The sequence below is a fragment of the Arthrobacter sp. Sr24 genome (assembly GCF_054511175.1).
In genome coordinates this window covers 1-14,241 of sequence record NZ_JBTNDB010000009.1, presented here as the reverse complement: position 1 = coordinate 14,241, position 14,241 = coordinate 1, and the positions used below count along the sequence as shown (strand labels likewise).

The following is a 14,241-nucleotide window of genomic DNA, read 5'->3' as shown; positions in this document are numbered from 1 at the left end:
ATCACCAGTCGTGAACCGTTCCGTCAACCAGGCGGTTGTAGGGCAGGTAAGCCTGCTGGTACGGGAACGCCGCAGCGGCTTCCTCATTGAACTCGACACCGATGCCGGGAGCATCGCCGGGGTGCAGGTAGCCGTCCTTGAACGTCATGGACTGCTGGAAGACCTCATTGGTGGCGTCCGAGTGCTGCATGTACTCCTGGATACCGTAGTTGTGGATGGCCAGGCCAACGTGCAGCTGGGCTGCGAAACCGATCGGGGAAATATCGGTGGGTCCGTGGAAACCGGATTTGATCTGGTACTGGGCGGCGAAGTCCATGACCTTCTTCAACGGTGAGATACCGCCGAAGTGGGTCGAAGCGGCCCGCACGTAGTCGATCAGCTGTTCCTTGATGATGGTCTGGTAGTCATAGACCGTATTGAAGATTTCACCAATGGCCAGCGGCGTGGTGGTGTGGTGGCGAACCCAACGCAGTGCTTCCTGGTTTTCGGCCGGGGTGCAGTCTTCCAGCCAGAACAAGTCATACGGTTCCAGCGACTTACCCAATTTGGCTGCCTGGATGGGGGTCATGCGGTGGTGTCCGTCGTGCAGCAGCGGAATTTCCGGACCAAACTCATTGCGGACAGCTTCGAAGACGGTGGGCAGGTGACGCAGGTACGCGCGGGTGTCCCAGTCTTCCTCCTGCGGGAACGTGCCACGGCCAGCCGGCTCATAGTCGTAACGCTCGCCCGAGGCCTGCGCCTGCGCGGCAACACCGTATACGGCCTTGATACCGGGGACAGCGGTCTGGATACGGACTGACTTGTAACCCAGCTCCAAGTGTTCGCGGACGGAATCGAAGAGCTGGGGAATGTCAGCACCGGAGGCGTGGCCATAGGCACGCAAGCCGTTGCGTGCGGCACCTCCGAGGAGCTGGTATACGGGCATTCCGGCAATCTTGCCCTTGATGTCCCACAGAGCCATGTCCACGGCAGCGATGGCGGCCATGGTGACCGGGCCGCGGCGCCAGTACGAGCTGCGGTACAGGAACTGCCAGGTGTCCTCGATCCGGTGCGGATCCTTGCCAATGAGCAGCTGCGCCACGTGCTCCTTCAAGTACGCGGCCACCGCGAGCTCGCGGCCATTGAGCGTGGCATCACCAATGCCGACAACACCTTCGTCAGTGGTGACTTTCAGCGTGACAAAGTTACGGCTGGGGCTGGTGACAAATACTTCCGCGGAAACAATTTTCACTTGGGATTTCCTTCCAGATGTGCCTGGTGAGAGGCCGGGTTTTACGTTGATAAGTGTGAAGTTCAGAGATACAAGGAGAAGATGTGGGCCTTAGACGTTGCTTGTGCTGCCTCTAGCTGTCTTCGTTCTTTCGGTTTTCCATGGCCGCATCAAGCCGCGCTTCACGGCGTGCAGTAATCTCGCTCACTATTTCCTTATGCTTGGCATCCGTCAAGGGGTAGGCAATCATGATGAGCATGGCCAATACAGCGAAGACGAAGGGAAGCAATCCGGCACCGGCGCGGATACCCAGCAGTGCTTGCTCGGTTTGCTGGTCAACGCCAGCGGTGTAGCCGCCCCAGGCCAGAGCGAACGCCGCGAGGGCACCGCCCACGGCCTGGCCGGTCTTACGAGTGAAGGAGAACAAGGCGTAGGTGATGCCTTCGGTACGGATGCCTGTCTTCCATTCGCCGTACTCCACGGTGTCGGCCTCCAAAGCCCACACCAGCATGCTGACCAGCAAAGTACCCACTTGGGAGATAATCACACCGGTGAAAGCGAGCCAAACCATCGATGACGGTGCGAAGAAGATCACCAGGCCACCCAAGCCCATGAGCGCTGCGCCACCCATATAGATGTTCTTCTTACCCAAGGCCCGAACGAAACGCGGCAGAATCGAGGCCATGCCGAAGGTGAGGAGAATGTTGATGATGGACATGACCGCGTACAACGGCAGGGAATTCAGCACATCACGGAAGTAGTAGATCTGCACGGTACTGACGGCCAGCTGGCCGGTCAGGAATAAGAAGGAACTGATGCACAGCAGCATCAGGGGTTTATTGCCCTTCAAAGTCTCGACGCTCTGCTTCATTGACACCTTGGCTACTTCGCGAACGACGCGTTCCTTGGTGGTGAAGACCGTGAACATGTAGAGCCCGGTTCCTACAACAGCAAAGATGATGGTCAAGGTAGTGAACAGGGTCTGGAGATCCCTGTCGCCGGTCATCAGCGGAGCGATGAAGATACCAAGGAATGACCCCACGGCGACAGCGCCGATGGTGCGGGCACTGGCCAACTTGGCCCGTTCTCCGGAGTTCTGGGTCATGGCCCCGGCAAGGGAGCCGTAGGGGATATTCACGAAGCTGTAGGCGAGACCCAGCAGTGCGTAGCTGATGTAGGCCCACAGCAGCACCCCAGTTTCCCCGATTGCAGGGATCGAGAAGGTGGCCACGCTCAGCAGCAGCAGCGGGATGGAACCAAACATAATGTAGGGACGGAACTTGCCGAGCTTCTTATGGTAGGTCTTATCCACCATGCGCCCTGCAAGCACATCAGCGAAGGCATCAAAGATGCGAACGGCCAAGAGCAGGGTGCCGGCTGCAGCTGCGCTAATGCCCACTACGTCTGTGTAATAAATTAACAAGAACATAGTGGCGGTAGTGAAGGCTAGATTGTTGGCGGCATCGCCAGCACCGTAGCCCAGAATGCTGATTTTTGGCAGCCGTCCAGCTGTTGCTGTACTCGTGCCGTTGCTTGGTTCCGTAACAGTCATGGTTATCGCGGGGCTCCTTTACCCATCCTTGGCGCTAATACTGAGCGTCAAGCTACTCACCGGACCAGTCTTGACCTCCGCTATGAGGTCCGTTCAGGGCTGGCCCTTGGGGGGTTAGTAAAACCCCTGTAAGCAGTACTACTAAGTGAGCTGTATTACCTCTAGTAAATCAGCTCTGACAACATTTGGCAACCGCTTGCCTTAAGTTTCTTCCAAGTTGCCTTTGCCGTACCAAAACTGAAGCCCCCGACGGCGGTGGCCGGCGGGGGCTTCAAAGAATGCAGAACTCTACAAGGCGTCGGGAGCAAGCTCCAGAGCAGACCAGTCAACGTCTGCCATGGCCGCCACTTCGGCGAGCACCTCTTCGTTGCGTCCCAGCTCGGCGTCCAAAATGGCGACAAGCGCCTTCACGTCTTCGGCCCCGCCAACACTGCGCAGAGCAAGGGCAGCATCAAGCTGCGCCGCGGCGGCATCACCAATCGGGGTACCTGCTGCACACTGTTTACGCAACTGTGCCACCCACGCGGCAATCATGCGCAGAGCTCCGGACCCGTCCCGACCCGCCGCCTTTTCAGCCTTGAATACCGGAACGGCGCGCATGCGCAGCTTGTTGGAACCGTCCATAGCGATCTGTGCCAACTGGTGTGCAATACGGGCGTTGCCGAAGCGCGCCAACAATGCTGCCCGGTAGGCAGGGATTCCCAGCCCAACGGATGGCAGATTCCGTTCGGCTTCATCCCAGAACGATTCCACCCAAGCGGCACACACGGGATCCGCCAGCGCCTGCGCTACGGTCGCGTGTCCGCGCAGCTGGCCCGAGTAGGCCATCAGCGAGTGGGAGCCGTTAAGCAGCCACAGTTTGCGATTCTCAAAGTGCTCGATTTCATCGACGAAGACAGCGCCTGCACTCTCCCAGTTCGGGCGCCCGGCAGGGAATTCACCACTGAGTACCCAGTCCCTGAAAGGCTCAGTGACCACGGGCGAGGAATCCTGGTACCCACATTCCGCGGCCACAAGTGCGATTTCCGCTTCGGTGGTGGCAGGGGTAATCCGGTCAATGGAGGTACCCACGAAGCTCACGTTCTGGGCAATCCACGCACCAAGGCTCGGATCGACGACGTCGGCGAGCCCACCAATGGCTGCCTGGGCTGCTGTGCCATTGTCCGCCAAGTTATCGCACGAGACCACGGCAATGGGGCCGGTTCCGGCAGCTCGCCGAGCCACCAAAGCCTGGACCAAGCGCCCCGCAGCGCTGACAGCGTCAGGTGAGTGACCGGCGTCGTCCGCATCAGTTGAGGTAATGATCCGCAATGCGTCTATGTCACTTTGAACGGTGGGATTGGAGACGTCAATCCTCCCGTCGGCGGCCAAATTGTAAGCAGCCTCGGTGATGGTGAGGGTTACGATCGCCGTGGTGGGAGCCGCAACCAAGCGGGTCAGTGCGGCGAGGTCGGCACCGTCGTGAGCCTCAACGATGCTCGTCATCAGCTCGAAGGAGTCACCCTCAGCGCCACGCTCAATCTGGGTGTATAGCCCGTCCTGGGCGGACAGAGCGACAGCGGCGTCGGGACGCCGGCCTGTGAAGGAGGCGATCCCCCACTCGCTGGCATCAGTGGCGTGCTGCGTGTACCAGGCCTGGTGGGCGCGGTGGAAGGCACCCAAGCCAAGGTGAACAATGCGCACGGGTGCGGTAGGGCCGGTGTTGGCGGTGGTGCGGCTGAGGGCAGGCAGTGCTGTGGGTGTTGCCTCGGTTGCCGATGCGGTGCTCATAGTTTGAAGGCCCTTCGGGGTGCGGCGTCGACGATGTCGACGATGATTTCATGAGCACGCTCTTCGCTGACGCGGTGCTCGGCGACGAGGCGGGCCAAGAAGCTGGCCTCGATGCGGCGGGAAGTGTTGTGGCGGGCCGGGATGGAGCAGAAGGCCCTGGTGTCATCAATGAAGCCTGATGAGCGCGAGAATCCGGCGGTCTCGGTGACGGCGGAGCGGAAACGCAGCATGGCGTCGGGTGCGTCCAAGAACCACCATGGGGCGCCAATGAACACGGAAGGGTAGAAGCCCGCCAGCGGTGCGATTTCACGTGAGAAGGCGGTCTCGTCAATGGTGAACGGAATGAACTGGAAACCAGGTGCCGTCCCGAAATCCTCGAGCATGGGGCGCAGGGCCTCGGTGTAGCTGACCGCGAAGGGGATATCGTGGCCGGTGTCGGCGCCGAACTTCTTAAACGTTTCGGTGCTGTGGTTACGGAACACGCCGGGGTGAAGGGTCATAACCAGACCGTCATTTACGGCCATACGCGCCATCTGGTACATCATGTGAGCTTCGAAGACGTCGGCATCCTGGGCTGTGGCCTCACCGCGGAGCGCCTTTTCAAACAGGGCCTTGGCCGTTGATTCGTCCAGCCGCAGCGTCATGGCGGTGCGGGAACCGTGGTCGCTGGAGACGGCGCCGTGGTCCACAAAGTATTGGCGCCGGTTTTCCATCGCCCGGATGTACCCGGCATAGCCAGCGAGGCCGTCGCCGGCAACGCTGATGAGCTGCTCCACCTTTTCAGCCCAGCCAGCCGCGGCGAACTTGATGTACGCATCGGGGCGGAAAGTGGGAAGAACTCGGCCTGCGAAGGTGGGGTCCTTGGCGATGGCAGCGTGGGAGGCCAAGTCATCAAGGGGATCATCTGTAGTGGCCAGAACATCGATCTTGAAATCCTTGAAGAGCTGGCGGGGCAGGAATTCCGGGCTCTTGAGCTTGGCATCAAGTTCATCGAAGATGGCATCTGCAGTGCCTTCGTTGATCTCCTGGCGCAGCCCAAAGACGTGCTCAAAGGAATCGCGCATCCAGTATCCGGAAGCCGTACCGTCATAGAGCGGCCAGGCCTTGGCGAACTCGCGCCACGTTTCGCGCGGCTCCACCTCAGTGGTGCCCCCCATACGGAGCTTGTCCAAGGTGACACCATTGGCGTGCATCAGACGGGTGACGTAGTGATCCGGGGTGACGAGCAACGTTGCCGGGTCCGGAAACGGGGTGTCCAGCTCCAGCATGGATGCTTCAACGTGACCATGCGGGGAAATGATGGGCAGGTCTTCCACCTGCGCCAAAAGATCACGGGCAATAGCGCGGGTTCCCGGGTCAGCGGGCAACAATCGGTCTGGGTTGGCGGCGAGAGACGGCGATGTCTGCGCTGCGGACGGCTTGGCTGCGGAGTTCGAAGAGGAGTGTGACATAGATCAATCGTCTACGTATCAATCGCTTTTGTCAACCGGTTGCCAAATCTTGCCAACAACTGTCTGAGTGAATACCTAGGAGGCGTGCGCCACTCCGGTGGAACCGCGCAGCACCAGCTCCGTATGGAGCACAGCCGAGCTGTCGCTAGTCCCCTGGCTCATTGAATCTCCTGGCACTACGAACTCCAACAAACTGGTCAAGGCGGCAACGCCAAGTTCATGCAAGGGCGATTTAATGGTGGACAGCGGAGGTGTGGTGAAGTCTGATCCGAAAATATTGTCAAAACCGAGAATGCTCAGCTGTTCCGGAACGCAGACGCCGGCGCCTTGCAGCTCACGCATCAGGCCAATGGCCATGAGATCGTTGTAGCAAAAAACCGCTGTGGCCTCACCATCTTTGACCACGGCTGCGGCACGGCGGCCGCCTTCTACTGTTGGCATCCCGGATGCTACCTGCGACAGTTTCATACCGTGCCAGTCACAGCGGGCCTTGATGGATTCCCAGCGCCGTTGCGACATCCAAGACCGTTCGGGGCCAGCTACATAAGAAATTGAGCTGTGGCCCATGGCAGCCAAGTGACGGACGGCTTCAGCCACCCCGGTCTCCGTATCGGCAACCACTGAGGCAATCCCGTCCACCCGACGATTGACCAAAACCACCGGTTTCTTAGCCGCAAGGTCCTTGATTTCTTCATCGGATAGGCGGGGACTGGCCAGAATTAGTCCGTCCACGGTGGCGAGCATGCGCCGTGCAGCCGTGAGTTCATGATCGGCAGATTCGGTGGATTCAGCCAGCATCAACGTGTAATCGCGGGCTGCGGCAGTTGTTTCTGCTCCGCGGATGACGTCGAAGAACGCCGGGTTGGTGATGTCAGAGACGATCAAGCCCACCGTTTGGGTCCGGCCTGTAGGCAGCGCGCGGGCAAAGACATTGACCTGATAATTCAGTTCCGCCGCGGCATCCATGATCTTTTGCTGGGTCTTGGCGCTGACACGTCCAGGCTTGCTGAGTGCCCGCGAAACCGTTGAAGGGTTAACTCCAGCGAGTTCGGCGATGTCATAAATGGTGGCCGAAGACTTACCGGGCCTGATTTTGGGCGTGGAGCTACCGGACGGCGCGGTGCTGCCGGGCGTGGCGCTGGGTGGTTTCGTGTCAGTCAAGGAAATCCTTCGCAATAGGTTGCCAAAGCCATCTTAACCCAGCAATGCCCCGGAACTACTCAAGCCAGCTCAGGCCATTTCGTGCAGAGCTTCTTTGGAAACGGGGAACACTGGCGCTCCCCCATTGGCCAAACGGACCACTTCCTCCACTGCCAGATCTCCCATTCGGACCAGTTCATTGCCCAAGGACCCTGCAATATGCGGGGTGAGGGTCACGTTGGCCAACTCGTAGAGTGGATCATTGTCGGGCAACGGCTCCGGGGTTGTGACGTCTAAGACTGCGTTGATTCGTCCGGTCAATAGTTCCGAGCGCAGCGCATGGTGGTCAACCAAAACTCCACGGGCAGTGTTGATGAATGTTGCTCCTGCTGGCATGAGCGCAAGTTCGCGGGCGCCGATCATGCCCACCGTGGCTGGCAGCACTGGGGCGTGGAGGGAGACCACCTTGCTGCGGGCCATGAGCTCTTCCAAGGGCACAAGCTGCACGCCCATCGCTGCAGCTTCGGCGGCGGAGATGGTGGGATCACTGAGCAGGATCTCGAATGCGAACGGTTTCAACAGGTCCAGGACCAGCCGGCCAATACGTGAGGCACCGATAATGCCAACAGTGCTGCCAGCATTTCCTACCCCCGGGGCGATCATGTCCGGCACGTAGCGAGAGCGTTGTTCACGTAGCTGGTGCTGCGCTCTGGCAGCGTTCTTGCCCGCTAGCAAAATGTAGGCGAGGGTGTATTCGGCCACCGGAACACCATTGGCCTGAGCGGCCGTGGTTACTGTGATGCCGCGATCCCAGCATTCTTCGCGGACGTGTGCTTTTACGGTTCCGGCGGCATGGGCAATGAGAGCCAGGGACGGGCTCGCTTGAAGTACCTCGGAATCAATCTGAGGTGACCCCCATCCGGTGAGCAACGCCGTCGTCCGTGCAAGGACCGCCTTGGACTGTGGGGAATCAAACTCGGTCAGGACATCCTCATGAACCACGTCGGCCACAGCTCGCAATCGCTGGAGTGCTGCAGGCCCGAAAAGCCTGTCCCGGAGCTCATTGTTCGTCATCGCAAAGGCTACTTGGGGCCGAGTGGGCGGGGGCTGGATGGTCATGAGGTGGCTTCCCATTTCAAAGAGTGGCAGATGTGCAGAGGCCGGCCCCACCATAATGGCAGGACCGGCCTCTCATCACAGGCTAAAGAGGACTACGCGCGTTCGGCGTACTTGCCTTCTTCGCGGATGCGGTCGTTGAGCATGCTCAAGTACTCGTTCTCGTCGAAGTCCAAGCTCACTTCCTCACCCTTCCAGCTGGAGAGGTGGATGGCGTTGGCCAAGCGTACACCCTTGATACCGTCGGAACCCGGCGCCAGCAGCGGGGTACCGTCGAGGATGTTGGCGGCAAAGTTTTCCAGAACACCTGCGTGCTGGGCACCCCAAACGGAGTCGAACTCCACAATCTCGGTGGTGCGGAATTCGTCCATGTCCAGCTGGCCGGTAAACAGACGCATCACATCGTTTAGGTCCATGCTGTTGCTGATCTCGCGCTCAGGCTTCTTCAAGCGCGTGACCGTGGCGGTCTTGGAACCTTCGACGACGATCTTGCCCTGGTCACCCAGGATCTCGAAACGGTCGGTGCCGATCATGTCGTGCGTAGCGGTCACAAAAGTGCCGGTGGCCCCGTTGCCGTAATCCACCAGTGCGGTGACTTCATCTTCTACGGCAATGTCGCGGCGGAAACCGTAGGAAACCTTGGCGAAGACAGACTTGGGCACGCCACAAATCCACTGCCAGAGGTCCAGCTGGTGTGGTGCCTGGTTGACTAGGACGCCGCCGCCCTCGCCACCCCAGGTTGCGCGCCATTCGCTGGAGTTGTAGTAACCCTGGGGACGCCACCAGTTGGTGATGATCCAGTTGGTGCGCAGGATATTGCCGATTTCGCCGTTGTCGACAATTTCCTTCAGGCGCTGGTACAGCGGGTTGTTGCGTTGGTTGAACATGATGGCAAAGGAGAGTTCCGGCTTGCTCGCGGCGTATGCATTGAGCTCGGCCACCTGCTTGGTGTAAACACCGGCCGGCTTTTCCACCAGGGCGTGAAGACCCTGTTTGAGTATGGCAATGCCCATTTCCGGGTGCAGGAAGTGCGGAACGCACGTCACGACGGCGTCCACGTCACCGCTTTCCATCATGGCTACGTAGTCGTCATAGACTTTGACGTCCGGGTAAGTCGCAGTGGCCAGCTCGCGCTTGGCCGGGTCAGTGTCAGCGATGGCGCCGATGACCATATTTGGCACCAGCCCGTCGGCGATGAATTTGGCGTAGGCGCCGCCTTGCTGGCCCAAGCCGATGATTCCGAGACGTACTTTGTTACTCACTGGTGTTGCTCCGTTTCGTTGCATAATTCGTGGTTGATTCTGGGTATTTCAAGCGTCAGAAGCGGTCGCCGAAGCCCATGCTGTTGAGGTTGTCATAGGAGGTCTGCAGCGCTTCCCAGACGGTGCGCCCATACAATTCGTCCTGTTCCACCAGCATGTACTGTGCCCCGGCAGCTTCCGCAGCGGGGATGATCGAGGCGAAATCCAAGTTGCCCTCACCCACCTCTCCGAACTGCACCACATTCTTGAACTCGCCCATAAATCCTGGGAAGTCGCCTGATTCCAGCATCCCGAAGGCCGCCTCCGGCAGCCTCCCGATCCGGTAGTCCTTGAGGTGAATCATCGAGGTACGACCTGCATACTTTTCAATGGTGCGGACAGGATCAAGGCCGCCACGGGCCACCCAGTGAACGTCGAGCTCCATGCCCATGGCTGGTGAATTTTCCGCGATAATGTCCAGCATGAACTTGCCATCAAACTTTGCAAATTCGATGTGGTGATTGTGGTAATAAAGGCCGATGCCTTCCTCTTGGAGGCGCAGCGCATACTCGTTGGCCTGCTTCGCGAAGGAAATTACTGACTCGATGCTGCCCATCGCGGAGAAGGGCAACATGCCAATACGCATCAACTTTGTATCAAGCCGTTTCGCGTCGTCCACGATTTTCTCGAAGTCAGCGCCCAACGTCTCGCCCGGCATTCCCCCCGGCAGTTCAACTGATACCGAGAGCGAGGCGACATCCATACCCAACTCGTCCTGTGCTCGCTGCAATTCCTTGACGTTCTCGCCCGTCATGGGGATCTGGGATATCTCAACAGCGTTGTACCCAATTTCACTCACCTTGCGGAGCGTCTCAAAGGCGCCCACTTCCGCAACGCTGTCTTTGAGCATCATTGCCTGTACACCAATTTTTGACATGCTATTCCTTTCGTTGGCCGTTCCCGCCAGGGTCCGGAAAAATTTTGTGAACTTGCGTCCAGCCGCCTAGATGACGACCCCGGTTGGCGCTTCGAGCCGTTGCGACGCGAGTAGTGCATGCCTGTCGGTGCGGCGCTTTTCCTGACGGTCAGGGTCTGGTACCGGTGAGGCCAAGAGGAGCCGTTGCGTATAGGGGTGTTCCGGAGCGCGGGTGACCACCTCTGCAGGCCCCTGTTCGACGATCTCACCGCGGTACATCACTGCGACACGGTGGCTAATGTGCCGGACAACGTCCAGGTCATGGGAGACGAACAAGTAGGAAACACCAGTATCGCGCTGGATCTGCAGAAACAGATCCAAGACCACAGCTTGTGTGGAGAGGTCCAAGGCACTGACCGGCTCATCGCAGACAATGAGTTTCGGCGACAACGCCAGTGCCCGGGCAATGGCGACACGTTGGCGCTGGCCACCGCTGAACTCCCTAGGAAGCCGGTGGATAGCGTCTGCTGGCAGGCCTACCTGATCCAGTAGTTCACGCACTCGACGCTTGGCCTCGGTTGGTGATTGGCCCTGCACGCCGAGTGGCTCTGCGAGAATGTCACCAATTTCCAGAGCCGGGTTCAGGGACGTGTAAGGGTCTTGGAACACTACCTGAAGGTCCCGGCTGAGGGCGCGTCGGTCCTTCCGGCTGGCATGGCTGATGTCATTGCCCTCGAACGTGATGGTTCCCTGGGTAACAGGCGCCAACCCCAGCACTGCTCGGCCCAAGGTGGTCTTTCCGGAACCGGATTCCCCCACCAGTCCAAGGGTCTCCCCCGGCTTGATGGAAATATTGATATCCGTCAAGGCTCGGAAGGGCTTGGCCCGGAAGCGCTTCGTGGGGTACTCGACGACGAGTGAATCCACTGTCAAGAGGTTGCCCTCGGTATTTTGCGTGCTCACTTTGCTTCCTCCGAACCCGTCGCGACGAGCATAGTCATGGGCTCCTTGCCTTCGAGCATGGACCCTAGGAGTTTCTGAGTGTACGGATCGGACGGGTGACGCAGGATCTCACGTACCGGTCCTTCCTCAATCAAGCGGCCGTTCTGCATAACCACCACTCGGTCGCAGAGATCCGCAACCACACCAAAGTTGTGAGTCACCAAAATGACTCCCACTCCGAGCCGCTTTTGCAGGTCTCGGATCAGGTCCAGCACATCGGCCTGGACCGTGACGTCAAGCGCCGTGGTCGGTTCGTCAGCGATGATGAGGTCCGGCTCGCAACTAATGGCACCGGCAATGAGAACTCGCTGCGCCATGCCACCAGATACTTCGTGGGGGTAGGCATTAAAGGTACGGTCCGGGTAGGTGATACCCACGTCGGAGAGCAGCTTCATCGCCCGCTTGGTGGCTTCGGCCTTTGAAATCCCCAAAATACGCACCATGGGCGTCACCAGCTGGTAGCCGATCTTGAAGGCCGGATCCAGGTTGCTCATAGGTTCCTGGGGGATGTAGGAGATCCTTTTCCCGCGCAGCTGGGTCAGTCGATCTTGGCTGACTTTTTCGTCACCAGGGGCCACGGTGTAGTTGCCATCAAATTGCACGGATCCACCTACAACACGCGCGTTACTCGGCAACAGTCCAAGGATCGAGAAGGCTGTCTGGGACTTGCCTGAGCCTGATTCACCCACGATGCCGAGGATTTCGCCGCGATCAACATGGAAGGAAACGTCGTCCACCACTTTCTTGACGGACCCGTCTGCCTGTGGGTAGCCGATACCGAGATTAGTTACCTTGAGCAGATGGTGCTCAGTTCCGGATTCGACGGCGGCAATGTTCTTGCGTGTTTCCCGCTTGGTGGCCGGGCCGGGGACTGCTCCCGCTACGGAAGCTGTGACCGCACGCTTCTTGCGGTGCTTAATAGTCTCGCCGTCCTCCAGTGCGTCGCGGATGGCATTGCCCAACAGGACCAGTCCGCCAATGGTCAGCGCCATGGCCAGGGCTGGCCAGAGCAGCAACTCCGGCTTCAGATAAACGTTCTTGAAGCCTTCGCTCAACATGACGCCCCAGGTGGCCTTGCTGGGGTCTCCCAGTCCAAGGAACTCGAGCCCGGACTGAATGGCAATGGCCACACCGGCGATCGCGGCCGTCTGAATGATGACGGGGGCGCGAACCACCGAGAAGATGTGGCGGGCAATGATGCTGATATCGGACAGACCCGAGACTCGGGCTGCATCCACATAGAGTTCGTTGCGAACCGCCTGAACGGCCGTTCTGGTGAGGCGGAAATATGAAGGACTGATCAGAATGCCGAAGGCGATCATGGATAGCCACACCGACGGTCCGAAGGCAGCCCGGATGGTGAGCAGCACGATCAAACCGGGCAGGCTCATCAGGATGCTGACCACCCAGTTGGAGACTGCTTCAAACTTTCCGGAGTAGTATCCGGCAATGAGACCGGCTGGCAGCCCGATTGCCACCGCCACACCGGCGCACAGCAGGGCCGAGAGCAGGGTCAACCGCGCTCCGAAGAGCAACCGGGACCAGACATCTCGTCCGGCACTGTCAGTACCCAGGATATTGACACTATCCGGGTCCGCCAGAGTCTTGGAGATGTTGGCGAAATTCTCCTCAAAAGGGGCCAGAACGTCTGCGAACGTGGCCAGCAAAGCAATCCCCAAGAGAATGACGAGAGCAATGATGCCGAGGGGATTCTTCAACAGGCGCCGGAGCACGGTTGAACGGACTACTGTCCCGGTTTGCCCTATTGGTCCAGGGGTGGGGGACAAAGTTGAGGTTTCAACGGACTCTGTCACGAGACACGCACCTTCGGGTTGAGCCATCCGTTGAGCAGGTCAACCAGTAGGTTGACCACGATCACCACGACGACGGTGTACATTACGACGCCCATGACGACGGGCAAGTCGCTCTGGCCGGTAGCAGTGACGGCGAGCGGACCGATACCGGGCAAAGCAAAGATCTGCTCGATGATGACCACGCCGCCGAGCATGCCAATCAGCTGGAGACTGAGCACTGTCAGCCCCGCCGGTGCGGCACTGCGCAGCACATGCTTGAAGAGGATCTCCTTCTCGCCGATCCCGCGGCTGCGCAAGGTGCGGACATAATCACGTTCGAGCTGCTTGATCACTGCGCTGCGAATCTGCTGAGCACCACCGGTAACACCGTTGATCAACAATGCGATGATCGGAAGTGTCATGGACAATACCCACGCGTTGAGGGGGGCACCCGGCGCGATAGTGCTCGTCGCCGGGAACAAACCGGCCTGAATGGCCAATACCGTCACGAGGAAGACACCGATAACGAATCCTGGGACGGAGTCGCCAATGACCGCCCCAATCTGGACGAGCCGGTCAACCCAACCGCGTTTGACAGCGGCTGCCACACCAATGAGAGTGGCAATGATGGCGATCAGGATCATGGCAACCAACACCATGGTCATGGTGACCGGAACACGGGTGGCAAGCGAGGTGGTCACCGGTTCCGAGGAGAACCACGAGGCACCCAAATCGCCCTGCAAGGCGTTTGCCAGCCAACTGAAGTAGCGCAGATAAAGTGGTTGGTCCAGACCGAGCTCGGCTTCCTTGAGCACTACCTGCTCTGGGCTGGCCTGGTCACCCAGGATATTGCGGGCAATACTGCCGCTAGAGGTGTAAAGCAAGGTGAACGTCAGGATCGAGACGGCGAAGAGGACCACGAGTCCGCTGCCGAGGCGTTTTAAGATGAATGGGATCATTGCTGGCTCCGTTGAACTGGCATGGATGGTGCCCGGTTCCTGGGGCACACCGCCGCTTTTTCGGAGGGGAGGAAGGAAACGGAAAAGGAGG

11 protein-coding genes are annotated in these 14,241 nt (G+C 59.2%); all 11 read right to left on the bottom strand.

Going from position 1 to position 14,241, the window contains the following annotated elements:
- Window position 1: 1 nt before the first annotated feature.
- A complete protein-coding gene (gene manD, locus ACX80D_RS08070) occupies window positions 2-1,231 on the bottom strand; it encodes a D-mannonate dehydratase ManD (protein ID WP_459322134.1) in 1,230 nt (409 codons plus the stop codon).
- A 112-nt stretch (window positions 1,232-1,343) separates the two neighbouring features.
- On the bottom strand, window positions 1,344-2,762 hold the full coding sequence (uidB, locus tag ACX80D_RS08065) for a glucuronide transporter (RefSeq protein WP_459322133.1): 1,419 nt from the start codon (window positions 2,760-2,762) through the stop codon (window positions 1,344-1,346).
- Between the two features lie 288 nt (window positions 2,763-3,050).
- A complete protein-coding gene (locus ACX80D_RS08060) occupies window positions 3,051-4,532 on the bottom strand; it encodes a mannitol dehydrogenase family protein (RefSeq protein WP_459322132.1) in 1,482 nt (493 codons plus the stop codon).
- Window positions 4,529-5,983: a glucuronate isomerase gene (gene uxaC / locus ACX80D_RS08055; RefSeq protein ID WP_459322131.1), complete on the bottom strand. Its 1,455-nt coding sequence runs from the start codon at window positions 5,981-5,983 to the stop codon at window positions 4,529-4,531. The genes ACX80D_RS08060 and uxaC overlap by 4 nt, the downstream gene beginning before the upstream one ends.
- Window positions 5,984-6,058: 75 nt before the next feature.
- Complete coding sequence (locus ACX80D_RS08050) at window positions 6,059-7,144, bottom strand: LacI family DNA-binding transcriptional regulator (protein WP_459322130.1); 1,086 nt, start codon at window positions 7,142-7,144, stop codon at window positions 6,059-6,061.
- A gap of 69 nt (window positions 7,145-7,213) precedes the next feature.
- Window positions 7,214-8,242: a hydroxyacid dehydrogenase gene (locus ACX80D_RS08045; RefSeq protein WP_459322129.1), complete on the bottom strand. Its 1,029-nt coding sequence runs from the start codon at window positions 8,240-8,242 to the stop codon at window positions 7,214-7,216.
- Window positions 8,243-8,334: 92 nt separating this feature from the next.
- Window positions 8,335-9,501 (bottom strand): Gfo/Idh/MocA family protein, encoded by a 1,167-nt coding sequence (locus tag ACX80D_RS08040; protein WP_459322128.1) that lies wholly within the window; start codon window positions 9,499-9,501, stop codon window positions 8,335-8,337.
- A gap of 55 nt (window positions 9,502-9,556) precedes the next feature.
- Window positions 9,557-10,417, bottom strand: coding sequence for a sugar phosphate isomerase/epimerase family protein (locus ACX80D_RS08035; RefSeq protein ID WP_459322127.1), 861 nt, complete (start codon window positions 10,415-10,417; stop codon window positions 9,557-9,559).
- Between the two features lie 66 nt (window positions 10,418-10,483).
- Entirely contained in the window at window positions 10,484-11,359 is an 876-nt protein-coding gene (locus ACX80D_RS08030) for an ATP-binding cassette domain-containing protein (protein WP_459322126.1), read from the bottom strand.
- Window positions 11,356-13,212, bottom strand: coding sequence for a dipeptide/oligopeptide/nickel ABC transporter permease/ATP-binding protein (locus tag ACX80D_RS08025; protein WP_459322125.1), 1,857 nt, complete (start codon window positions 13,210-13,212; stop codon window positions 11,356-11,358). The genes ACX80D_RS08030 and ACX80D_RS08025 overlap by 4 nt, the downstream gene beginning before the upstream one ends.
- Window positions 13,209-14,241: ABC transporter permease (locus tag ACX80D_RS08020; RefSeq protein ID WP_459322124.1), on the bottom strand; the 1,033-nt coding region annotated here is incomplete at its 5' end. The genes ACX80D_RS08020 and ACX80D_RS08025, both read right to left, overlap by 4 nt.

What these genes read in the sequence shown, in the direction of transcription:
- uidB (WP_459322133.1), bottom strand. Translation starts at nt 2,762, where the DNA reads ATGACTGTTACGGAACCAAGCAACGGCACGAGTACAGCAACAGCTGGA.
- ACX80D_RS08060 (WP_459322132.1), bottom strand. Translation starts at nt 4,532, where the DNA reads ATGAGCACCGCATCGGCAACCGAGGCAACACCCACAGCACTGCCTGCC.
- uxaC (WP_459322131.1), bottom strand. Translation starts at nt 5,983, where the DNA reads ATGTCACACTCCTCTTCGAACTCCGCAGCCAAGCCGTCCGCAGCGCAG.
- ACX80D_RS08045 (WP_459322129.1), bottom strand. Translation starts at nt 8,242, where the DNA reads ATGACCATCCAGCCCCCGCCCACTCGGCCCCAAGTAGCCTTTGCGATG.
- ACX80D_RS08035 (WP_459322127.1), bottom strand. Translation starts at nt 10,417, where the DNA reads ATGTCAAAAATTGGTGTACAGGCAATGATGCTCAAAGACAGCGTTGCG.